General features: G+C 38.3%; 12 protein-coding genes. 6 read left to right on the forward strand and 6 right to left on the reverse strand.

Annotation, left to right across the window (positions count from 1 at the left end; translation table 11 throughout):
- The first annotated feature begins 40 nt into the window (after positions 1-40).
- The 4 genes from JKA74_RS07470 to prfB all read left to right on the forward strand — a co-directional run bounded on the left by JKA74_RS07470 (position 41) and on the right by prfB (position 11,609).
- Positions 41-7,624 (forward strand): DUF5689 domain-containing protein, encoded by a 7,584-nt coding sequence (locus JKA74_RS07470; RefSeq protein ID WP_201430536.1) that lies wholly within the window; start codon positions 41-43, stop codon positions 7,622-7,624.
- Between the two features lie 1,010 nt (positions 7,625-8,634).
- Positions 8,635-9,183 (forward strand): cob(I)yrinic acid a,c-diamide adenosyltransferase, encoded by a 549-nt coding sequence (locus JKA74_RS07475; RefSeq protein WP_201430537.1) that lies wholly within the window; start codon positions 8,635-8,637, stop codon positions 9,181-9,183.
- 57 nt (positions 9,184-9,240) lie between these two features.
- Complete coding sequence (locus JKA74_RS07480; RefSeq protein WP_201430538.1) at positions 9,241-10,305, forward strand: branched-chain amino acid aminotransferase; 1,065 nt, start codon at positions 9,241-9,243, stop codon at positions 10,303-10,305.
- Positions 10,306-10,510: 205 nt separating this feature from the next.
- Positions 10,511-11,609 (forward strand): peptide chain release factor 2 gene (prfB, locus tag JKA74_RS07485; RefSeq protein WP_201430539.1). Its coding sequence is split into 2 segments (ribosomal slippage): positions 10,511-10,570 and positions 10,572-11,609, totalling 1,098 coding nucleotides; the frame shifts between segments, so codons are not numbered across the junction.
- Between the two features lie 194 nt (positions 11,610-11,803).
- On the opposite strand, the gene JKA74_RS07490 is transcribed toward prfB, so the two are convergent.
- From JKA74_RS07490 to JKA74_RS07515, 6 genes are all read right to left on the reverse strand, one after another.
- The gene (locus JKA74_RS07490; protein WP_201430540.1) at positions 11,804-13,717 is read right to left on the reverse strand and encodes a T9SS type A sorting domain-containing protein; all 1,914 of its coding nucleotides are present in this window, start codon (positions 13,715-13,717) and stop codon (positions 11,804-11,806) included.
- A gap of 11 nt (positions 13,718-13,728) precedes the next feature.
- The gene (locus JKA74_RS07495) at positions 13,729-14,517 is read right to left on the reverse strand and encodes a PASTA domain-containing protein (RefSeq protein ID WP_201430541.1); all 789 of its coding nucleotides are present in this window, start codon (positions 14,515-14,517) and stop codon (positions 13,729-13,731) included.
- Positions 14,507-17,200, reverse strand: coding sequence for a D-alanine--D-alanine ligase family protein (locus JKA74_RS07500; protein ID WP_201430542.1), 2,694 nt, complete (start codon positions 17,198-17,200; stop codon positions 14,507-14,509). The genes JKA74_RS07495 and JKA74_RS07500 overlap by 11 nt, the downstream gene beginning before the upstream one ends.
- Before the next feature lie 181 nt (positions 17,201-17,381).
- Positions 17,382-20,339 (reverse strand): M43 family zinc metalloprotease, encoded by a 2,958-nt coding sequence (locus tag JKA74_RS07505; protein WP_201430543.1) that lies wholly within the window; start codon positions 20,337-20,339, stop codon positions 17,382-17,384.
- Between the two features lie 157 nt (positions 20,340-20,496).
- Positions 20,497-20,775, reverse strand: a complete 279-nt coding sequence (locus tag JKA74_RS07510) for a NifU family protein (RefSeq protein ID WP_201430544.1) — start codon at positions 20,773-20,775, stop codon at positions 20,497-20,499.
- A gap of 4 nt (positions 20,776-20,779) precedes the next feature.
- Positions 20,780-21,874 carry an Mrp/NBP35 family ATP-binding protein gene (locus JKA74_RS07515; RefSeq protein WP_201430545.1) on the reverse strand — a complete coding sequence of 365 codons (1,095 nt, stop codon included), beginning with the start codon at positions 21,872-21,874 and terminating at the stop codon, positions 20,780-20,782.
- Between the two features lie 132 nt (positions 21,875-22,006).
- Here JKA74_RS07515 and dnaG point away from each other — a divergent pair, with 132 nt between their 5' ends.
- Positions 22,007-23,929, forward strand: coding sequence for a DNA primase (gene dnaG / locus JKA74_RS07520; protein WP_201430546.1), 1,923 nt, complete (start codon positions 22,007-22,009; stop codon positions 23,927-23,929).
- Positions 23,930-24,234: 305 nt separating this feature from the next.
- Positions 24,235-25,458, forward strand: coding sequence for a bifunctional 3,4-dihydroxy-2-butanone-4-phosphate synthase/GTP cyclohydrolase II (locus JKA74_RS07525; protein ID WP_201430547.1), 1,224 nt, complete (start codon positions 24,235-24,237; stop codon positions 25,456-25,458).

Here is a 25,458-nt window from a genome sequence, read left to right on the forward strand (position 1 = left end):
TTGCGAATTCCATGAGACAACTTAAAACAATTATATACTTATGAAACAACTTTACCGAAAATTTTTAGTGCTCAGTCTTACGACCTTGCTCTGCTTCACAGTGGGAAATTTGTGGGGGCAGGGATTAGAGGATTTTACAAATAGCAATGCTACCAGTAGCTATGGTGGAAACACCTTTACAGGCAATGATGGAATAGATTGGACATATGTTGCATCAAGAGATGGAAATAACGACACCAATGGTTCAGGCATTGATTTACCTGCCTTAATGTTGAGAAGAGTTGCAGATGATTCTAAAATTACTTCTAGTACAATAGCAGGTGGAATTGGTAATTTCTCAGTAAAACTTTATAAAGGATTTACTGGAGGTGGAAATAGGCAAGTTGAATTATTTGTTAATGGTGTTTCTCAAGGTACTTCAACTGCTTTTGATAACTTTGATGAACAAATATTTGAGGTAAATAACATTAATATTGGAGGTGATATAATTATTGAAATTAGAAATATTACATCTTCTCAAATTATTATTGACGATATTACATGGACTGGATTCATTCCATGCACCCCGCCAACTACTCAAGCTACAATTGGTACCACAACCGCTATTAATGACAATGACCTTACCTTAAATTGGACCAGAGGTGACGGTGATAATGTTTTGATTTTGGCTAAAGAAGGATCAGCTGTAGATGCAGATCCTGAAAGTGGAACACCTTATAATACGGCTGATTTAAATTTTGGAGATGGCGAAGAAATTGGAACCGGAAATTTTGTAGTGTATAATGGTACAGGTACTTCAGCAACTGTTACAGGTTTAGCTATTGGTACCACTTACCATTTTGCCATTTATGAATTTAACACTGCGGACGATTGTTATTTAACTCCGGCTGGGACTACTTCAGAGACAACAACAGGTAATGCATTGCCAGTACTCAATAGTGTAGCAACTGCAACTGCGGGTACAACTAATGATATCATATTGACTTTTTCTGAGAATGTTACAGGTACTGATGAAACTGGTATTTCTGTTACTATTGATGGAGCAGGAGCTACTATCAATAGTCTCACAGGTAATGGAACTTCCGAATGGACTTTAACTTTGGCTGAAGAAATTGCCAAAAATTCAGGTGCTATCTTAATTTCTTATGATGATGTGGCTGGCGACCTGGTTGATGATGAAGCAGCGGTTGTAGCATCATTTACAGATGAGGTTGTCACTAATAATACAACTTCCAACTTAGTGGCAGATATTGCTGCTGCCAGGCTAATAGGTACCGGTGACGCTATTAAAATTTCCGGAGAAGTATATGTTTCATATGTAACGGGAAATGGCAGAAACCAATTTTTCGTTCAAGATGCTACCGGAGGGTTATTGGTAGATGATAATGCTGCCACATTTGACCCGGTAGCAGAAATTGGTGATGGAATTATTAATTTTGAAGCAGATTTAACTACTTTTAGTGGTGTTTTACAAGCTGTGCCAACTGCTTATCCCGGTATTAATTCTACAGCTAACACTATTACTCCAATAGTTGTAAGTATTACTGATTTCACAGGAGACATTGACACTTATGAAAGCAGGTTAATCCAACTTTCAGAGGTTACTTTTGAATCTGCCAACGGAACCAATACTTTCGCAGATGTAGTAGAATCAAATTTATCTGATGGTACTAACACTTTGATGTTTGATGCCGATAATGGAAATTTTGATTTTACGAATATAGATTATAATACTGAAGTAATTCCTTTTGGCAGATTTGATGTGATCGGTATAGCCAGAGAAGCTAGTGGTACTGCAAAAATTACTTCCAGGACTTTTGCTGATATTGAAGATAATTATGCTCCGGAATTTACTACAGGACCAACGGCCGGAACACCTACTACTTCAGCTTTTGATGTGACTTTCAGATTGGATGAAGAAGGGACAGTTTATTATTTAGTAGACGAAACTACTAATTCCACACCTGATGTGGCTACAGTTTTAGCAAGTGCAGAAACAGTAGCTTATACTGATCCAACTGCCGATGGCACTATTAGCCTTTCAGGCTTGACTGATAATACTGTATATTATGTACATATAGTGGCCGTTGATGATGAAGGAACACCTAATGAACAAACCAGTGTTACTACAGTTTCAGAAACGACTGATGAAATAATAAACGATGATGACTCGGATATAATAACAGGCACACAAATTACAGCAGCTAATATTTCATCATTGGAAGATACGGATGCCGAAGCAGTGGAAGTTTTTGCTTTTGATATTACAGATGCAGGAACTACTGATGGCGTTGCCACCATTGTTACTGAAATCGTGATAGAGCCCGGAACAGCAAATGAGGCTTTATGGTCATCTGTTTTGGCAGGTGCTCAAATTACAGATGGTACTACTGTTGAAACTGCTTCCAGTATTACAGATAATGCCATTACTTTTGAAGCAGTGAACTATACGGTAGGTGATAATTCCACTAAAACTTTCACACTAAGTGTATGGCTGAATACTTCAGTGACAGATGGTGAAGCTTTGGTTTTTGAAATTCCAGCTACACATTCTGTTGTTTCTGATGCAGCCGGATCAGTAATTAAAACTACCCTGGATGCAGCAGTAACTTCCAACACACATACAATTGAAGTTTCTGCAACTGAATTTGCCATTGACGCACCTGCAGGTACTAAAACCGCTACCGATTTTGAGGTAACGGCCACCGCAAAGGATGAAAATGGAAATACAGATACTGCTGCCAGAAATGTAAGCATTGACCTTCAATCAGGAACAGGTAGTTTAACCGCTGTTGGTGGATTAGCAACCAAAGCTATGGTTGATGGAGTTTACACATGGTCCGACCTGCAATATGATGTTGAAGAAGCAATTACTTTAGCGGTTACTGATGGCGGTATTACTACTAATAGTGTCACTATTGATGTGAGTAATACTAATGTAGAGACTTTCGAGAATTACCCGGAAACAGGCTCGGCTTATAATGATGGTAGTTTTACAGGGATTGATGGTTCTACATGGACTTATTTTCAATCAAGGGGAGATCAAACCATTGATGGAGCAACTCCAATGTTGGGAAAAGGTAGAACGCCTGAGGCTGAAATGACTTCAGGAACAATCTCTGGGGGAATAGGAACTTTATCTTTTGACTATAGCCAGGCATTTTCTTCTAATGTATTATTAAGTGTTTATGTGAATGGAGATTCCATCACTACTGTTACTTCAGATACCGAACAAGGCGTGATTAAAAACTCAGGAGAGATTATTATTGAAGTAGAAGGAGATTTTACATTGAGTTTTAAAAATCCAACTGGTGGTCAGGTAAACATCGATAATGTTACATGGACTTCTTATGTGGCACTTTGCTCAATTCCAACTACTCAAGCAACCGCATTAAATGCCACAGTGGTTGACAACAATACCATTGATTTGGACTGGACAGCGGGTGATGGCGATGCCACAATTATTTTGGCAAGGGCAAATGGCGCAGTGAATGCTGATCCTGAACTTCTTACAGCTTATACGGCCGATGCAGCTTTTGCAAGCGGTACCGAAATAGGTACAGGAAATTATGTGGTGTATGCCGGTGCAGATGCAAGCACTCAGGTTACAGCCTTGTCACAAGGAACAGCCTATCATTTTGCTGCTTATACTTATAATACAGCTGAAAATTGTTATTTACTAGATGAACCAGTAGTTGCTAATGCTACAACCACATCTGATAATGATGCTGATTCTGATATCACAACAGCGGATAGTCCAATCGGAATAACTACAGTTTCATCTGTGGCAAATGCTGAGGCCGATGCAGTCAATGTATTCAACTTTAAAATTGTTGATGCCGGTACAGCTGACGGGGAGCCAACTATCGTAAACAGTGTTTCCATTTCAGCTGCTGCAAGCAATATGGCCAATTGGTCAGAAGTAGTAGCAGGAGCCTCATTGTCAGCAGAAACTTTTACTGCTACAAATGCTACCATTACAGAGAACTCCATCACATTTGATTTAACAGACAATCTTTTAACTGTAAATGATGGTGCAGATTCTACAGTGACTTTATCAATTTGGTTAGCTGAAAGCGTAACAGATGGCGATACTTTGGCATTTGAAATTCCTGCCACCCATAATTTCAATGCTTCGGGTGATGGATCACTCTTTTCTGCCAGTGTAAGCGGTGCTTCATCAGCAAAACATATTATAGCAGTAGAGGCAACTACTTTGGTTGTGTCAACTTCTTCCGCAGCCATTGTTGGAAATAACTTTGATGTTTCTGTTTCCGCAGAAGATGCCAACGGAAATGTAGATGTAGCTGACAGAACAGTTACAATTAGTGCTTCCGGAAGCGGTACATTAAGTGGTACTACTGAATTGGATTTGACAGATGGTACAGCCAATTTTACAGCTTTAAGCTACGATGTAGTTGGTGCACTGACTTTAACTGCCACAGATGGTACAATAGATGGTACAACTGACATTGCAATTTCTGAACAACCTTCAGAACTTGTGGAGAATTTTGATAACTATGATAATGTAGGTAGTTCTTATGTTGATGGTACATTCCTCGGTCAGGATGGATCTACATGGTCTTATGTTCAGGCAAGAGGGGATGTAAATATGGATGGACCTTCTCCTATGCTAGGACGAAATAGAACTCCGGCTGCAGAGGTTACTTCAGGAACTATTTCCAACGGTATAGGAAACCTAAGTTTTGATTATAGCCAGGCTTTCTCTACAAATGTTGGCTTGGAGGTTTATGTAAATGACAATCTTGTTGCAACCGTTACTTCTGATGGGGAAACAGGTGCTGTTAAAAATTCGGGAGACATAGTAGTGGAAGTGCCGGGTGATTTTGTTTTGAGTTTCAGAAACCCGGAGGGTGCCGGTCAGGTAAATATTGACAACGTAACCTGGACAACTTTTAGTGCTACTGAGCCTACCATTACTTTGGATGCCAGTGCCTTTGAAAGTAATTTTGGAGAAACAGCTGCGAATACTACTTCTCCTTCAAGTGAACTATTGGTAAGCGGTATTCTATTGGAAGATAATATAACAGTAACTGCCCCGGCAAACTTTGAGGTGTCTGCTGATAATACAACTTTTAGCAACTCTGTGGTACTGACAGCCGATGGACAAAATGTAGATGCAGCCTCAGTATATGTGAGATTTGCCCCTACAGCCATAGGAGAAGTTAGTGGTGATATCGTAGCTAGTAGTACCAATGCTGATGACAAAACCATTACAGTTTCAGGAATGGCTTCAGGTGAAAACTGGGAATCAGGCCTTGTTCAAAACTTTACAAATTGTGATGCCTTAAATACCTTTGAAGCTATAAGTGTAACTGGAGATCAGGTGTGGGCATGTACTACTACCGGATTTGATGGTTCAGCAGCTCGAATGAGTGGTTTTGAAAGTGGTGCACAAATTAATGAAGACTGGTTGGTAAGCCCAGTGTTGGATGGAGCAAGCTTTACTTCTGCTTATCTGGATTTTTACTCTTACAAAGGATTCAGTGGAGAAGATTTGGAATTATATGTTTCCACTGCTTATGCAGGAGAAGGAAGTATCGATGCAGCCGATTGGACATTGGTTGAAACTGCGCAATTTGCAGGTTCTTCAAGCTGGACATTCTCTGGCTATGTAGATCTTACAGCTCATGTAGGTGGTGATTTCTATATTGCTTTTAAATATGTATCTGATGAAACTGATGCTCCGGAATGGAGAGTTGATAATGTAAGATTAAGAGGCGATATTTCTACAGATGCTACATTTATTTCAGCAGACGATACCGGGTTTGACGGGAACTTTGGCAAGGTAGCTATTAATGAGTACTCAGAAGTTAGATCGTATGCTGTGACAGCCCAAAATTTAACAGCTGAATTGAGCATAACACCTCCTGCAAATTTTGAAGTAAGTGTTAATGCAGATTTTTCTGGCAATGTAGGTACCTCTGGATCTCCATTGTTAATCACAGGAGATGTTGACGGTAATATTACAGATAGCACAATCTATGTAAGATTCCAACCAACTGAAGAATTGATTAGCTATAGTGGAGATATTTCAATGACAAGTACAGATGCAAACACTGTTACGCTTGAAGTAAGTGGTGAAGAGGGCGTTGAAGGAGCTATAATATTAATAGAGGATGCACGTGCTATGGCAATTGAATCTTCGGTTCAGGTAACAGGTATAGTTATCGGAGGACCAAACCATAGTGGTTCTAATAGAGTGATTTATGATGGAACTGCTGGTATAGTAGTGAGAGGTTTAAATTCCGGTGATTTGGTAGTAGGTGATAGCGTTGTGGTAGAAGGCGATTTGGATGAGTATAATGGCTTATTGCAAATTGCTCCGACAACTGATATTTCTATAATTGCTCAGGGAAAAGCTTTACCAAGTCCGCAAGTAGTAACAATTAACGAGGTTGACGAAACAGTTGAGTCGGAATTAGTACTTGTACAAAATGTAAAATTTGTAGAAACCGGTGTTTTTGCATCTGGTAACTATAATGTTACAAATGATGCAGGTGATAATGTTATATTTAGAATTGGGTCTTCTGGTCATCCATTAGTAGGAGCAGATATCCCTACTGAATATGTTAATATTACAGCTATAATTGGTCAGTTTAATGAGGATTATCAACTTTTTTCTGAAACAGCAGAAGATGTAGAAATCATCATCAATACTGATCCTCTTATTTCGGTAACAGCTCCGGCAGGAGGCTTTAATTTCGGATCTGTTGAATCAGGAGTTAATTCTGATCCTGAATCGTTTACTGTTTCCGGTGAATTGTTGACTGAGGATATTTCCATTACAGTAACAGAGGGATATGAATTGAGCTTTATTGAATCTTCTGATTATACTTCAGCTTTGACTCTGGAAATTGATGAAGAGGGGAATGTTGAGAGTTCAACTATTTATGTTCGTTTTGCCCCAAGAGCAAATACCGGTGAAGTGGTACCAGGTTCAGTTAGCATAACAAGTGCAGACTTATCTGAGTCAGTAGCTTTGACAGGTACGGAAATTGCAGTTGTTCCGACAATTACTATTTCGGGTGCCGACAATGGTTTTGATTTTGGAACAGTAGCAACAGGCGATTTCTCTGATTCAGAGTCCTATACAGTGTCAGGAGAGAATCTTGAAGCTGATATTGTAATTACTGCTGATGCCAATTATCAGGTAAGTTTCAGTGAAAACTCAGCATTTGAACAGAGCATCACTTTAGCTATGGATCAAGCCGGAGAAGTGCCGGTAACTACGGTATTTGTGCGTTTTGCACCAACAGCTGCAGTGGGTGGCTCTCTTAATGCTTCTGTTAATCATACTTCAGGTAGTTTGTCGGAGATAGTGAATGTAACAGGAGAAGAAGAATTAGTGACGGCTAATAACAAGGCTTTGCTAAAGGATGTTATTGTATATCCTAATCCTACTAAATCACAGTTATTCATAGAGCTTGGCAATAACAAAACCTATACCTATAAAGTGATCAGTTTACAGGGATCAGTTTTAAAATCAGGAAAAGGTACAGGTCAAAAAACCGTGGATGTGTCAGAATTATCAGGTGGAGTCTTCTTGCTCGAAGTATCCCAGGATGATAAAGCTTACCGTACTAGAATTGTGAAGAATTAAATTCAATCAATACAGCAATTCACTGCATGATTCATTTGAAAGCCATTCCATTATTTGGGATGGCTTTTTTTATATTGCCAACAAAAGCCCTACCATGTCTGCCCTAGATGAGTGTCCCTACAAACGAGCTTGAACCTGGTTTGCCGACATATACCTCGATTAGCAGAAGTTTGTGAGGACACAAACTTTGGTGACTCACCTATCCGTAGAGTTCCGCAGGGCTCTACGGATTTTCAATAATAGAGAGTCTTTGACTCGGGCTTTTGAATAGCTCATCAAGAAATACGCTTCAAATACATAATTACCTATTATTCCAAAGCATTTGTGGAAACGCAGGTGCGAAAAATTTTACGATTCTAAGTGGAAATTCAAGTGTTTCGTGAGACACGAACCACGGCCGAGAGTATATGCGAGGCAAAGTCACTTGATTCCATACTGACCAGATGGCCAACATACTCTGCTAGCCCTTGACTTGTGTCTCACAAGCGAGCAGGAAAAGTCAAAATTATAGGTTTAATCTTCTTAAAGTGTGCAAGTCAATCTATCAAATAGTAAGACAAATCATACCAGTCAATCAGGCTGATTTGCCCCATGGGGTAAAATCCTAATAGAAAAACCAGCAGCCTGAACAAAAACTCCGTAGGAGTGAAATAAACAGTAAATCATAGTAGTGTTTTCTCAAAATCGCATTGAAATCGTTCAGGCAGGTACCGAGCTTTGCTTCAAGCCTCAATTATAAGCTAGAAGTAAAGAAACTATCAACCAACGGTTTTAGTAAATAATTAAAACTAACGATCTGACGGCTTATAGCCGTACCTGACCAGAATGCAAGCCACAGGCTTCATGTATGAATATATGCAAGGCAAAAAATATTACAAAATCATTTTTCATGAGAAACCTAATCCGGATTCTACTTTTAAACTTATGTCTGCTTGTTAAAAGATAAAACTTTACTTTGCAAAAGGGGGTTAAATGCTTAACATCGTGTTTTCAAATTAATAGTATTCAGAATGAAGATATATACCAAAACAGGAGATAAAGGTAAAACCTCGTTGTTAGGCGGCTCACGGGTTTCCAAAGCTGACAGAAGGATTGATGCCTATGGAAATGTAGATGAATTAAACTCTTGGATTGGACTGTTGAGGGATCAGCCGGTAAATGGAAACAGGTTGTTGTTGCTGATTGAAATTCAGGATCGATTGTTTACAATTGGTTCGCATTTGGCCAATGAGGGAGGGGAAAGGAAATTTGCCATTCCGGAAATCACTCATACAGACATTGAACGTTTGGAGAAAGCTATTGATGAGATGAATGAGAAGCTGCCTTCTATGAAAAGCTTTATATTGCCGGGAGGTCATGCTTCTGTCTCATATACACATATAGCACGAACGGTTTGTAGAAGAGCGGAAAGGGGAGTAGTTGCCCTGGGTGATTCAGAACCTGTTGAGGAAGTGATTGTTATCTATCTTAACAGGCTTTCAGACTACTTATTTGTGCTTTCAAGAATGGTCACAAAGGAGTTGAATGCTACTGAAGTGCCCTGGGTTCCTAAAAAATAGTCTTGGAAATCCCCCCTATTTTCACTATTTTTGTACTTTTAAATTTATCCCATGACAATGCTAGATACTTTAGAAATATCCGTTAAAAAGGTTGAAAAATCCAGAATTGAGGAAGTAGATTTCAACAATATCCCTTTCGGAAGAATTTATTCTGATCATATGTTCATTGCCGATTACAAAGATGGTGAATGGACAGATTTGAGAATTCAGCCTTACGAGAATCTTTCTTTGGCTCCGGCATCAAGTGTCATACATTACGGGCAATCTGTCTTTGAAGGGTTAAAAGCTTATAAAACCAAGAGCGGGCAAACTACTATTTTCAGGCCAATGGCTAATGCCAGCAGATTAAATAAGTCTGCAGAGCGTATGTGTATTCCTGAAGTACCTGAGGAGTTGTTTATGCAGGCCCTGGAAAAGTTATTAAAAATAGATAGCGCTTGGATTCCTAACCAGAATGGCAATTCTTTATACATCAGGCCTTTTATTTTTGCAATGGATGATTATATAGGCATAAAGCCATCTGATACTTATCGATTTATGATTATTACCTGTCCTGTTGGTTCTTATTACAGTGAGCCGGTAAAAGTAAAAATTGAATCTGTTTACACGCGTGCAGCAAAAGGAGGTACAGGCTTTGCCAAGGCAGCAGGTAATTATGCAGGAGCTTTATATCCTGCTCGTTTAGCTCAGAAACAAGGATATCATCAATTACTATGGACTGATGCGAAACAGCATAAGTACATTGAAGAATCCGGTACAATGAATATCATGTTTGTTATCAATGACACCTTAATTACGCCTGAAATAGGCTCTACTATTTTAAATGGAATAACAAGAAATTCTGTTGTTACCTTAGCACGTGACTGGGGTATGCAAGTAGAAGAAAGAAAGGTTTCTGTTGATGAAATCATTCAGGCAGCTAAAGATGGTACCTTGCAAGAAGCATTTGGGGCGGGAACAGCCGCTACAATTGCTCATATAAAGCTAATTGGTCACGAGGGAGTTGATTATACTTTACCGGCTATTGAAGAACGTAAATTCTCGAACAAAGTATTAAAAGCACTGGATGCCATAAAATCAGGTGAATCCGAAGATAAATTCGGCTGGTTGCATATGGTTTAAAAAACTATATCTTATTAAATTTTGCCGTATAGACATAGCTCTATACGGCTTTTTTATACAATAATAATCAATGTCGTTTAGTGAAGACAGTACTCTTCTCCCCTTAGAAGGATGGAAGATTGAGGTATTAATAGAAGCTTAACTAAAAGACATTGTAACAATAATTTTCAATTTTTTTTCACAATTAATATAAATCTGTGTCATTATGACTTCTGACCAACTGAAAGATTTAAAGGCTCGTGTTAATGCCTTGAGGGGGTATCTTTGACTACGATACCAAAGTAGAAGATATTAAAGAATTAGAAATGCTCACAGCCCAGCCGGACTTCTGGAATGATTCCGATGAGGCTGAGGAGACGATGAAGAAAATCCGGGCTATTCGGGAGTGGACTAAACAGTTCGAGACCCTTAGCGATTTGTATGGTGATGTTGAAACTCTATACGAATTTTACGAGATGGAGGAGGCGACTGAAGCTGAGGTTATTAAGGCTTATGAAAAAGCCATGGACAAAGTGGAAGACCTGGAATTGAAGAAAATGCTTTCTTCGGAAGAAGATCAATTTTCTGCCATGCTTCAAATCAATCCTGGAGCAGGAGGGACTGAAAGTAACGATTGGGCAGGTATTTTGATGCGTATGTACATCATGTGGGGTGAGTCCAATGGTTATAAAGTAAGAGAGGTTGATTTCCAGGAAGGAGATGTGGCCGGGGTAAAATCAGTAACTCTGGAATTTGACGGGCCTCAGGCTTATGGTTTCCTGAAATCTGAAAATGGGGTTCATCGCCTGGTACGTATTTCTCCTTTCGATAGCGGAGGAAGAAGACATACTTCCTTTGCCTCTGTTTATGTATATCCTGTAGTGGATGATACAATTGAGATCAATATTCATCCATCGGAAATAGAACTGCACACTTCGCGTTCTGGTGGTGCCGGTGGACAGAATGTGAACAAGGTGGAAACTAAGGTGCAGTTGACTCACAAGCCAACAGGTATAGTGGTAGTGTGTCAGGCAGGGAGAACTCAACTGGGTAATAGAGAAGAGGCTATGAAAATGCTAAAATCCCAACTTTATCAACGTGAAGTAGCTAAGAGAAATGAAGAGCGTGATGTAGTAGAGGCAGGAAAGATGAAAATCGACTTTGGATCTCAAATCCGTAATTATGTGCTTCATCCTTATAAGCTGATAAAGGATGCCCGTACTGGGGTGGAACGTACCGATGTTCAGAATGTACTGGATGGTGATCTGAATGATTTCATCAAAGCATTCCTAATGGGCAAGCAAGTAAATAAACAGGAAGATTAAATTTTAGAAAGGGTGCTTCGGTGCCCTTTTTTGTTATTTAATTAAGGCACTAACTCAATAAAAGCAAAACACTTTTTCAAAGGGATTGGCAAAAATTTCCAAATTTCAAGGGATTGGGCCATTCGAATGTTGGCGCATTTCATCGTAAATAAGCAAATATCAAATTCGGAAAGTTTAAGATTTAAATCAACAGCCTATTTTCTTAACAACAGTTTTGAAGTCTGGACATTGCCATTATTTAAAATACGAACCAGGTATAATCCATTCTTTAAATTACTTATATCAATAGGTTCATTTCTGTTGTTTTTTGATAATATATCCAGATGAATTCTCCCATCTGAACCAAAGATAGTTAACTGATCGAATGCCTGGTCTACAAATAATTGTCCCCGGTTAGGGTTGGGGTAAATGCGGGCAATGGGGAATTCGGTAGGCTTTTTATTGGAAACCACATCACTTATATCATCAAAGACAGGCCGGATCATTATACTGCCTTCCAACAGGGTGTTGGGTTCCCATGAACCGCTCTGGTTATAAAATAAATCGGTTGCACTGTTAGAGTTTTTGTCAAACCCCACTGAAATAACATCATCATTCTCCTCTCTATAGCCAATGTATATTTGACCTCCTATAAACAAAGGTTGCTCAAATTCAAATCGCTGAAAATTGTTGATTCCCTGTGCTTCATTTACCAATACATTTTGTGCTAGCTTTATATCGTTGGGATCATTTGTCAGCTGGGTCCACACCAATAATGTTATGTTTCTGGTGCCAACATTCTGTGCAGAATTGGGAATGTACATATCAATCGCTGTCATGTAATGCTCTCCTAAGATGTTAAACTCCTGGGCTAGTTGATAATTTTTGGAGTTTAATCGAATACTGGATTCAGCAGTTCCATCATCTTGCGCATAAAAGTTGTGCAAAGGGTAAACAATGGAAATGGTATCATTGGCCCTAAAGCTTAGGTTTGGGTAGTATTCCTTAACGCCATTAATGGTTTCAAAAAACAAGCTGTCATTGGTTCCCAGGTTTAAACTTAATTTCAAATAAACCGAATCTTCAGTTTCTGCTTCTTGTAATAGGTGATCAATTAATTTTTGTGGTTGTCTGCTTTGAGCGGTAAAAAGTGCAGTGTCCTGGTTTTGTGTCAGAAAATTACCGTTGATTTGGAGTGAATCAATAATGAAAACAGGTTTTAAACTATCAGTTAAAGTACCAAAAATTTCAGTACCGAATAGTGGGTTATTTGCATTTCCTGCCCAAAGGTTATTATAGATAAAATTGGTTTCCTGAAGGTTGTCAAGAAGCCAGTCCTCATTTAAATGGCTTAGGGGAATGGCATAATAATCGCCCAATATACTTTGGGGTGCTTTGGCAAATGTTCTGTCCTCGTATGAGTCATAGGCATGGTTTTGTGTATTTACAGGAGTATTTCCTTCATTCAAGTAGATATAATCTACATTGAATACATCAAAGTCTCCAGCCAGATTACTTAGTAGTTCAAACTTAAACTGAAAGCCACTATGTAAAAACCGTTCTTCATTCACAGCTACAAAAACTTGCTGAAATAAAGTGGGAGAGGAAAGCCCTTGTCCTCCTTGTTTAAATACTCTTTCCCATTGATTGTCAGAGTTTCTGAAACTTAATAAAAGCGAATCCTGAGAGTCGGGGGCTTGTTCCCCATGTTTTTCTTGCCAGAAAAAACTTAAGTAAACATTACTGGTTTCACTATAGGAGGATAAGTCAATAGGCATTGATATTAAACTATCGCCTATTCCCCTTGCCTGTGAATTAGTGGAGTAAGCGGTTCCATTGCCATCGTACCCATCAAAAGTGGCCACATTGAAAGAGGGAGGTAAGTAAGCCTGGGTATTATTAACAAAGATATCCAATCCATATTGCCACAAGGAAGTGTCCACTGTGTTTACACTGCTTGAGAAATCATCCCAGAAGGGGAGGTTCAGTGTATCAGTAACAACAGATTTTCTTTGAGTAGATTTATCTACTTGTTGCAAATGCCCTATTGGATGTTCACTAATCTGTGCTACTAATGCCCCTGTTTGCCAAAGTAAAAGAATGGTAAAAAAAAATATTTTATGGGCCATGTATTGCTTTCTTATTGTTCTTCCGGTACTATTAAATCATCTTCTGTTTTGGATGCTACCACCCAAATATCTACTCTTCCTCCTGTGCGCACTGATTCTCCCGCTTCAGGATATTGCTGGATCACAAGGCCTGCGGCTTTATCTTCTACTTGTTTTTTATTTACCGTGCCTAACCTTAAGCCATTTCCTTTAATAATAAATTCAGCTTCTTCCTGCATGCTTTCACTTAAGTCAGGCATTGAAAATGGTCTTCCCAAGCCATTCCCAATCACTAAATCTATTACTGAACCTTTAGGAATTTCGGTGCCGGCTTCAATTATTTTGCCATCTATTTGTTGTTTTAATACCGCATTTTGGAATTCATGGGGTTCATATATAATCTCTCCTAATTTTAAATCGTAGCTTTCCAGCACCATTTGTGCATTTTTTAAAGAGCCATCTACTAATTTTGGCATTTTAATCTTAGGAGGATTTTTGGCGTTGATAGAAATATAAATTTTACGGTTTTCTTTTACCTTATCCCCGGGTTTAGGTGTTTGCGATAACACAGTAAATGCCGGGTACTGGGCAGAAAATCCTGAATCTGGTGTTACTTCATACCGGAGGTCTCTTTTCAAGAGAAATTCATTCAGCTCTTCTAACTGTAATCCTGTTAAATCAGGTACAGTAATGCTTTCTCCATGGTTGGTTTTAACAGGCAGATAGATATAAAAAAAAGTGGTAATAAGAATGATGCCTAAGCCTATAATAATTCCGATATGAATTAATAAACTTTTAAGTGAGTTATTTTTAATCTTCATGTTTTACAGATAATTTTTTGGTCCTTTCCATACCAAACTCTAATATTTCGTTAATAAAATCATAGGGTTTATACCCATTAATGGCTGTCTGATGAAATATACAGGTGGCCGGAGTCATTCCTGGCAGGGAATTTACCTCAATAATAATGGTTTCCACTTTTAAATCATTATAAATTCTTACAAAAGCGTCTATTCTTGCATACCCTTCAATGGAAAGAATTTCTGCTGTCTTCCTTAAACTTGCTTTCACTTGTTCCGCTATCTGCTTGTACTCAGAAGTATTTTTTGTATACCTGGCGGGAGTAATATTTTGTCCTTCCCCGGCCAGGAATTTTTCTTCCAGGCTTAACACTTCCCCACTAGCCAACGCTTCGGAGGGCTCAAATATTTCATAATTAATGTTTCCTGACTGATCATAGTGTGTCAGCAAACCTCCTGTGATTTCAAGAAAGTACTGAGCTCCTTTCTTTTCAATTAATTCCTCTAAAAGGAAAAATGATTTTTGAGGGAATTCTTCATTGCGTTTCAGTTGAAGTACATTGGCTAAGTCTTCAATAAATTGTGGTTCCGGCCTGAACATCATTCCTGCAAAAGCTTCGAGTTCCTTTCTGTTTTTGATTTTCTTAACAGCGGAACTACATCCATCATCGGCAGGTTTGGCTATCAGTGGATATTTTAACTGCTTTTCAATACTTTCTAATGTTGAATCTTTTTCTTTTATCCATTCTTCTTCATATACCAGGCGGTGGTCAGCCACTAAAATTCCATGGTCCCGTAGTTTTTTATTAGTATCAAATTTATTGATAGTTACCTGAGAACTTTCAACACCTGAACCATTATAAGGGATATTTAATTTTTCCAGTTCCTGTTGCACAGCACCATCTTCCCCAGGCCGTCCATGAAGGGCAATAAATGCCACATCAATTAAATCAGTTAAATTATGATAGGCTATTTTTTGGAAGGAGGTAATGGAATGAGCTACATATTTTTCAGTAATGTTTTGACATTCAAATTTTATTTGCTCTATGATAGGGTGTGAGTGGTAATTACTCAGTTTCTCTTTAATATCATCGGCATTGTCCTTCAACATAATATTAATAGGTAAAACATAAAGCTCATGTTTTGTTTCATCACCTGTTAGGAAGATAGGAATAGGAAAATATTTTTCTGAAGAGGAAAGTTTTTCGAATATATTTCGTCCGCTTTCAACAGAAATATGTCTTTCCGTTGAAAAGCCTCCCATAATAATTCCCACATTGATTTTTTTCTTCTCCTGTGTTTTCAGAGCTGATAGCCCATCATCCAATCGATTAATCATCTTTTGGATGGCAATATGATTCTTCCCTGTTTTTAATCTTTCAGCCAGCGAAGTACGGATAATGTAACTTAAAAATTGGGATGGATTAAGCCCTATTTCTGCGGCCTGGTGAAAAAAGAAAGAAGAAGGCAACATGCCTGAAGTAGTATTGGGATCATTGAGGTAAATCTCACCATCTTTTCCAATGAATCCATCAATTCTGGCATATACATTGATTTGCAATGCCTTAAAAAGCCTGGAACATGATTTCCTGATATCTTCTATTACATCTAAATCTTCATTGATAGGGGTGATTTTTCTGCTGATACCCGGAAGATATTTTGATCGGTAATCAAATACATCCTTACCTTTTCTTATTTCTGTTGGAGGCAAGGCTATGGGGTTGCCGTCTTCATCCTGAATGACAATACAGGAAAATTCCTTTCCTTCTATAAATGATTCAATTAACAATTCATTTTCTGTTTGCAAAGACTGCAGCTGGATTTTCCCTTGATGGTTGGATGTGTTTCTATCCAAAAATTCTATGAGTGCATCAGGAGTGTAGATCAGCTCCTTGCCTACCTGAACCGGTAAGCCAACGCCTTCCCTTATATCTACCAATCGGGCGATGAATTTAATTTTATCATTTTCATTCAACGCCTGCCATTCTTCAGAAACAATTTCCTGAATAAAGAAACTTTTTTGTATTAATTGATGGAATTGTTCAACATCATCATCATCATTAAGGATACTGACTCCTATGGACGAACCCTGATGAGGGGATTTAATGACCATTGGGAGTCCAATATGTGATTTTAAAGTAGTGTAAATTTCTTCTTTTTTATAGTTATCCCATTCATTCCTGCTGAGAGTACGACTTTTAGGTACTGCAAAACCTGACTGGCTGATCAGTTGCTTTTGGGCAATTTTATTGATCCCAATGGCAGATGGTAAAATACCTGCTCCACTATAGGGGATTCCATACCATTCCAGAATTCCTTGAATGTTACCATCTTCCCCATATGGCCCATGTAAGGCCAGAAAAGCGAAGTCGATGTATTTAGATAACTGATCCGGACTGATTTTTTTACCGACTTGTGAAATTAGATTTTCCCAATCGGTCTCATTAAGCTGTGATAAAGATTCTGCATAAACCTGAATGGGATACTTTGAGGATGGCATATAATCTACCGGAGGGTAGAAATCCCTAATGGTGCCTTTATATATAAATTGCCAATCGAGCAGAATAAAATGGCCAACACTATCTATAAAGATAGGAACCGCCTCAAAAATGGATTTATTTAGGTTATCATAAACCGTTCTGCCACCTGCAAAGGAAATTTCCCGCTCTCTTGATTGGCCACCAAAAAATATACCTATTCTCATTTAATTTTTGTTGTTGTCGTAAAAATAGCGTTCGAAAAACTAAATTACTTTAATACTATGGATTTTGAGTGTTCAATAATAAACAAACTACACAAAAGTAAAGGTTATTCAGAAATTATCATTGTATTCACAGAGATGTAATCCAATTATTGTTCTTTTAATTCAGACAATGGTCAATACTTTATCTGGCCACTATAAACCTGGCACTTTTACGCATGGTGTCAGTGCGCAAATGCAATAAGTACATTCCATGGGCCAATCGGGAAATATCAAAAGTAATAAATTGGTTAAGTAGCTTGGGTTCCTCGAATTCAACTATCACCTTTCCCTGCAGGTCTGTAATTTGAAAAAATCCCTCAGTGGCATTATCAAGGTTTAGGTGAAGGTTGATTTTATCTGTTGCTGGATTCGGATAGACTACGAACGACTCCTTTGTGAGAGGGAAAGCGGGAGGCGCATTTCGCCCGATAAAAAATGAAATATTTTTTAGATAGATGTTTTGTCCATTGTCATGAGTGGCCTTAAAAGCCAATCTGATTTTTTCACGATATACAAATGGAGACAAATCCAGGAACTCATTACGCCAAACCAATTCTTCAGATTCACTATTGCCAAAAGATGTGGCCAGTGAGTCGCCCTCCCTGTCATAAATCAGGGAGTTAAAAACTTCTCCTCTTTCATCTGATACCAATATCTTAAATGATTCACTTTGTCTGTATGGCTTTTGATAGGCGATATCAAAAATTAAACCTAAATACTGTACTTTACTAACATCAAGCAACGGGCTTATCAACCAATCTTCCTGCTTTTTTATATTAACCTCTGCAGATTCACTACTTACTACATCAAGGGAAGCATTATAACCCCAGCCACCATTGTCATTCGGATTGAAGGTATACCAATTGTCTTTAGCCTTGTCTTCTAATGACAGTCGTAGAGGAGGGAGTTCTTCTTCACAGTCCTGTTTATAGGGCAAGTATAAGCTTTGTTCAATTAGCTGTTCATCACTTGTTACTGAGGTTATTATACGGAATTCCCCTTCATCATCATTTGGATGGAGGTTAGGGAGCGAAATTGTTTTACGTTCTCCGACAGTTAGCATTTCATTCACTGTTGTTGTATATACTACAGTATTTTCATTCAGAATTTGCAAATCAAATGAGTTGACCAATGATCTTCCTGTATTTTCAATTTCCAAATCAGCCTGTATAGATTCTTCACAAAACAGAGGGTTAGTATTTACCCATCTCACAGGGCTAATTCTCTTGTCAGGCTTGGAGGATTCCTGAATAGAGAAGCTACTAATATATAAATTGTTGGCATTTCTGTTTTCCACTAGAATATTAAAAGATACAGAGGGTTCATTTTTCAAACGACTTAGATCAATATTGATAGTATCCCAATCTAATCTGTGCATTGGCACAAAGGCAGAATCCACTGAATATGACGTCAATAAAGGTTGATTGGTTGATGAAAAAATCAAATCATTAAAAGTTTCTCCGCAGTCATAGGAGGCATAAATATTAAATCTGTGCGGCAGGGTATCAGCCGATTGAGAAAATACAAATGATAATTCAGGAACATCTATTTGAGTAAAATCAAAAATGGGAGAAATTAATTGTTCCCGTTCTCCTATGTTGTGCTTATTATCATAAAAGGGTATACCCGCATACCCATTTAATTGCATCCAGGTTTCTTCCCCGTCTTCATTTCTTATTTGCCAATCCGCAAAACCGTTATTGAATGTCCTTTGGTAGGGAACTGTTCTTTGCTCAAGGGTTTGTACATATTCATTAATCGCGTTATTATGAAGCCTTTCATCTATCTGGCCAGTTTCAGTTTCTACTTCATAGGTGATTTCATAATCTCCATATTCATCAAAGCTTAATGGGGCAAATGTGATTTCTACTGATTCCCCCGGAGCTAATTCCTTTGTAGAAACAATACTTTCCTCTACATTCTCATCAACTATCAATTGAATCTCATAATTATTGGCAGAAAGAAGTCCAACATTCTTGACAATTACTTTTGGGCTGAAAAAATTGGAACATGCGCTATTAAAAAGCTCATTGGCGGGAAATAAAGCCAGATCGTTATCAAAAATTTCAGGAGGCTCCAATCCTGAGGAGGTGGTTAGGCTGGCTCGTCTGGGGCTATTGTCTAACACAGTCCTGATTCTTGCTTTTTGATCCATGGTAAATAGGTTCATACACTCATCATTGGTGTAGTCCATGAAATTTTGTACCATGTCCAACGAACCACAAGTTGTTTTGGATAAGTTACATCCGGTGCTACTTGAATTGGATTCCGGAGTGTCAGCACAAAAGTCGTCAACGGAACAACCTCCATCTCCCCAAATATGGCGTAACCCAAAGAAATGCCCCATCTCGTGTGTGGCTGTTCTTCCTTTACTTTCAAAACTTGGGCTGGAGGGGTTTTCTCCAAAATATACATAATCCAGGCTCACGCCATCTATTAACCTGTTATTGCTTGCTTCTGTCAGACCCGGGAGATTGGAAACCGGAAACTCCGCCCATCCCAGGCTTGTGCCTGATAGATCTCCTACCCAAATGTTAAGATAGTCCTCAGCAGGCCAATAACTTTGTGCACTTAAAATTTCCCTGTTTTGATAGCTGTAGGTACTTTGACTTCCTAATACTCGAACAACACCATTTGTTTCAAATCCATCAGGATTCTGTTGAGCATAAATAAACTCAATTTCTATATCAGCGGCAAGGTTTTTAAATTGTGACAGCGTTTCAGTTGTGTCACTATTTAATCTTTTGAAGTCTTCATTGAGTATGGCTAATTGTCGATCTATTCTTTCCTGAGAGAGGTTGGTGCCAACACCTACAGGCTCTCCTTTATGGACAATATGAAATACTACCGGGATTTGTACTATTTGGCTTCGTGCGGACGCTCTCATTTGAGTCGGCTCTTCCAATTTCCTTAGCTGAATTTTTTCCTGTATCCATTTTTCAAACTGATGAGAATTGAGGGTAGGATTTTTCTTGTCTCTTTCCTCAACTAATTCAGGTACAGGACACCTTTGCCCTAAAAGCGGGCTTGATAAATAGAGGCAAATAATCACACTCGATACAATCCATTTCAATAAACATTCGAGTGTGCATTTGTACATGATGAAAATACAATTATCCTTGGAAAAATGTTTAAACTTTAAATATGATCAAGATTTGCACTAACCATACCAACTGAAATTTAATAAAAATTATCCTATTATTCATAGGTTGATCTACATCATTTTTGATCAATGTAAATTTCAGGAGTGAAAATATTTATCGCATGGTTTCCGGCAGCTTTGCGTTTGGGTCATCAGCAGAGGTGATATTTATAGCTTCTACTGAGGTGATTTCCGGTACAGCCCTCTTGATAGCTTCTTCTACTCCGGCTTTCAAGGTCATGGTTGACATGGGACAACTGCCACAAGCACCCAATAACTCTAACCTTAACAAGCCATCATCATTAACGTCCAACACTCTCACATCCCCGCCATCTGCTTTTAAGTAAGGCCTGATGGAATCCAATGCTTTCTCAACTCTATCTAATATTTCCATAACATTAATTAATCATTTCCACTTTAGTTGTTCCGGCCATATTTGCATTTCTTATGGCTACTTGTCTTGCTAATTTCTCTGAAATATCCTTAAATGCATCTGCGGTTACCCCTTCTTTCATAGAGGCAGGGTAGCCGTTATCCCCACTTTCACGTATTGATTGCACCAATGGTATTTGTCCTAAGAAAGGAATGTTATATTTTTCACTGAGTTTGTAACCACCACCTTCACCAAATATAAAATACTTATTATCTGGTAATTCTTCAGGAGTGAAATATGCCATGTTTTCTACCAGTCCTAGAATTGGTACATTTATTTGTGGTTGTTTAAACATACCCACTGCTTTTTGTGCATCCGCCAAAGCTACTTTTTGTGGTGTAGTAACAATTAACGCTCCGGTTACAGGGATAGTTTGTACCATTGTAAGGTGTATATCGCTGGTTCCGGGAGGTAAATCTATCAATAAATAATCAAGTTCGCCCCAGTCCGTGTCGCCAATAAATTGTTTTAAGGCAGAACTGGCCATCGGGCCACGCCAAACCACTGCATTGTCAGGAGGAGTTAAAAAACCAATTGAAATCAATTTTATTCCGTATTGTTCAATTGGTATAATAATATTTTTACCATTTACTTCCTTTACTTCCGGTTGTTCATGCTCACAATTAAACATAGTAGGAATGGAAGGTCCAAAAATATCCGCATCGATTAAACCTACCTTGGCACCTGATTGAGCCAATGATACAGCAAGGTTGGCAGAAACAGTTGATTTACCCACGCCACCTTTGCCGGAAGCTATGGCAATAATATTTCTCACATTAGGTAATAGCGGAGCTGTACTTCTTGTAGAAGTTACATTGGAGGTCATATTAGGAAAAACCTGCAAATCAGCATCTACATATTTATGAATAGCATCAATACAATCATTTTTGATTAATTCCTTTAATGGACAAGCCGGAGTAGTGAGTACTACAGTGAAATAAATGGCATTCCCATCAATGCTAATGTCTTCAATCATGTTTAAAGTAACCAAATCCTTTTTGAGATCAGGATCCTGTACTTTACTCAATGCCTTAATTATATTATCTTGTGTAATGGCCATAAATTATATGCTTAAAAAAACTTACTTTTGCTATTCGCAATGCAAGTTAAACTTATTCGAATTAGCTAACAATGTTAGACGGGAATTAGTTGTGAGAAGCTTAGTTTAAACCCTGAAAAATATCAAAAATACGTGAATTTAAGTCAAAAAACCATTCAAGATGTACAGGAAAGGGCTGATATTGAGGAAGTAGTTTCAGACTTTGTTCCACTTAAAAAGAAAGGCCAGAATCTCTGGGCCTGTTGCCCGTTTCATCAGGAAAAATCACCTTCTTTCTCTGTATCTCCCAATAAAGGGATTTACAAGTGTTTCGGATGTGGAAAAGCCGGGGATGCCATTCAATTTATTATGGATTTGGAAGGGCTCAGCTTTCCTGAAGCCATCAAACAACTGGCTGAAAAATACGGCATTGAGATTGAAGAAGATGAAATGCTTCCTGAGGATCAGGTAAAATATAATGAGCGTGAAAGTTTATTCATCATTCTTAATTTTGCTGCTCAATATTTCAAAGGCTTGCTTCATGAGCATGAAGAAGGAAAATCCATAGGCCTAAGCTATTTTAAAGAACGGGGCTTTTCCAATAATACGATTGAGGAATTTGATTTAGGCTATTCTCTTAATGAATGGGATGGCTTTTTAAAAGCTGCAAAAAAGGCTGGCCATTCAGAAGAGTTACTGGAAAAAGCAGGTTTAATCATCAAAAAGGAAGACAAAACTTATGACCGTTTTCGTAACAGGGTCATTTTCCCTATTCATTCAGTAGCTGGCAAACCCATCGCTTTTGGGGCACGGATATTAATCAATGATAAAAAGCAACCCAAGTACATTAATTCCCCTGAAACTGAAGTATACCATAAAAGTGATGTGCTATATGGTATTGCACAAGCCAAGCAACATATAAGAACCCTGGAGAATTGTTATTTGGTGGAGGGTTATACCGATGTGATTTCTTTGCACCAGAGTGGAGTGAAAAATGTAGTGGCTTCTTCAGGAACTTCGCTTACCACTAATCAAATCAGGCTCATTAGCAGGTATTCTGAGAATATTACTGTGCTTTTTGATGGTGATGCAGCCGGAATTAAGGCATCTTTAAGGGGGATAGATTTAATTTTGGAAGGTGGGCTTAATGTAAAGGTGGTGCTTTTCCCGGATGGGGAAGATCCTGACAGCTATTCCCGCAAAATGGGAGATGAGGAATTCTCTTCATACCTAAAAAACAATGCCACGGATTTCATCAGGTTCAAATCTGATTTGCTATTGGAGGAAACCAAAAAGGATCCTATCAAAAAGGCTGAAACTATCCAGGATATTGTAAGATCTATTGCTAAAATTCCTAATCCGGTAAAACGTGCTATTTACATCAAAGAATGCAGTAACATACTGGAAATTGATGAAGCATTGCTTATTACGGAACAAAATAAAATACTCCTAAGGGAAAAGCAGGCAAAAGGCGACATTACCCAAAGACAGGTCAACCAATTAAACGAAAGCTTCAGCCAGGCACCTGAGCAGGTTCAGAAAAAATATTCTCCTTTTGATGTTGCTGCCATCCAGGAGAAAGAAAGTATACGCTTGCTATTAAGTTATGGTGATTTACCAATAGAAGGAAATACTCTTGTGATGGATTACCTGCTTGAAGAATTAAGCGATGCGGAATTTGTGCATCCCGTATATGCGGAGATTCTTCAGGAATTCAGGCACAATCTGGAGAAGAGAAAAATATTGAATGAGGCCTACTTTATAAAAAATGGATCAGAGGAAGTAAGGAAGGAAATTTTCTCCCTATTTACAGATAGGTATACTTTAAGTGAGAACTGGGAAAACAAATTTCAGATTTTCACAGTGCATGAAAAACATATCCTAAATGATTCTGTTTACATTCATGTGCTAAGGCTTAAGCATCGTTCTATTCTGCATTTGTTGGATCAAAATATGCAGAAACTAAAAACCGCAGACTCTACTATAGAAGAAGGTAAGCTATTGCAGTATCAAATGCAGTTGAACCAGGCCAAACTGGAAATTGGTAACTTGTTGGGGATGGTAGTTGTGAAGTAGTCTTTTCCTTGATTGCCAGATGGTTGGTGTTTTTATAATGGAACTTTATGGCAAGCAGAAGTGTCATTTGGATGGTATAAAATCCTTTTTAATTAATAACCTGTCCTTGTAAGTGTGCGGTCAGTGACATGCTTTAAGTTAGCAAGGATTACGATCTCTTACTGTAAATTAATACACCAAAAAACCATTATTTGTATGGAATCTATCTTTAAATTCTTAAGCTTGCATTCCAAGCATTTTCCCGGAAATAAGTCAGGTGCTAAAAATTTATAGTACCTTTGTTTTTTATTAGTTTTTTGAATTATATGATATCAGAAAAAACAAAATTAGATAGTATTGAAGAAGCCATTGAGGCAATAAAAAATGGCGAGATAATTATTGTAGTTGATGATGAAGATCGTGAAAACGAAGGTGATTTTATATGCGCTGCTGAGAAAGTAACTCCTGAAATCATCAATTTTATGTCTAAATACGGACGTGGACTTATATGTGCTTCTATTACAGAAAGTCGTTGTGAAGAGTTGGGCCTGGAATTGATGGTAGGAAAAAACACTGCACAATTTGAGACTCCATTTACAGTTTCAGTTGATTTAATTGGTCATGGAACTACTACCGGCATTTCTGCCAGTGATCGCTCCAAAACTATTCAAGCTTTGGTAAATCCTAACACCAAACCTGAGGAGTTGGGTAAACCGGGACACATATTTCCCTTAAAAGCTAAACAGGGCGGGGTGCTTCGCAGAACAGGGCATACTGAAGCTGCTGTTGATTTTTCCAGATTGGCAGGACTGGCTCCTGGTGGTGTTTTGGTAGAAATCATGAATGAAGATGGTACCATGGCACGCTTACCTGATTTAAGAAAAGTGGCAGATCAACATCAATTGAAGTTGGTGACTATCAAGGATTTGATTACCTACCGTATGGAGAATGAATCTTTGGTAGAAGAAAAAATTGATGTGAACATGCCTACTGATTTTGGAGATTTTAAATTGGTGGCATTTGAGCAAACTACCACGCATGAAAATCATTTGGCCCTGGTAAAGGGAGAATGGGAAGAAGATGAGCCTGTGATGGTACGTGTTCATTCATCTTGTATTACAGGAGATATATTTGGTTCATGTAGATGTGATTGTGGTCCTCAATTGCACCAGGCTATGGAGATGATAGAAAAAGAAGGCAAAGGAGTGGTTGTCTATATGAATCAGGAAGGCAGGGGAATTGGCTTGATGAACAAACTGAAAGCCTATAAACTTCAGGAGCAGGGAATGGATACTGTGGAGGCCAATATACACCTTGGCTTTAAAATGGACGAGCGCGATTATGGTGTAGGTGCTCAAATATTAAGAAAGTTGGGTGTCAGGAAAATAAAATTAATTTCTAATAATCCGACCAAAAGAGCTGGATTATTAGGATATGGCTTGGAAATTGTAGGAAATGTGGCATTGGAGATACCCCCTAACAAACACAATGAAAATTACTTACGTACCAAGCGGGATAAAATGGGTCATACCATACTTAAGAAAAGCTAA

This window comes from Marivirga aurantiaca (genome assembly GCF_016679925.1).
Lineage (GTDB): Bacteria > Bacteroidota > Bacteroidia > Cytophagales > Cyclobacteriaceae > Marivirga > Marivirga aurantiaca.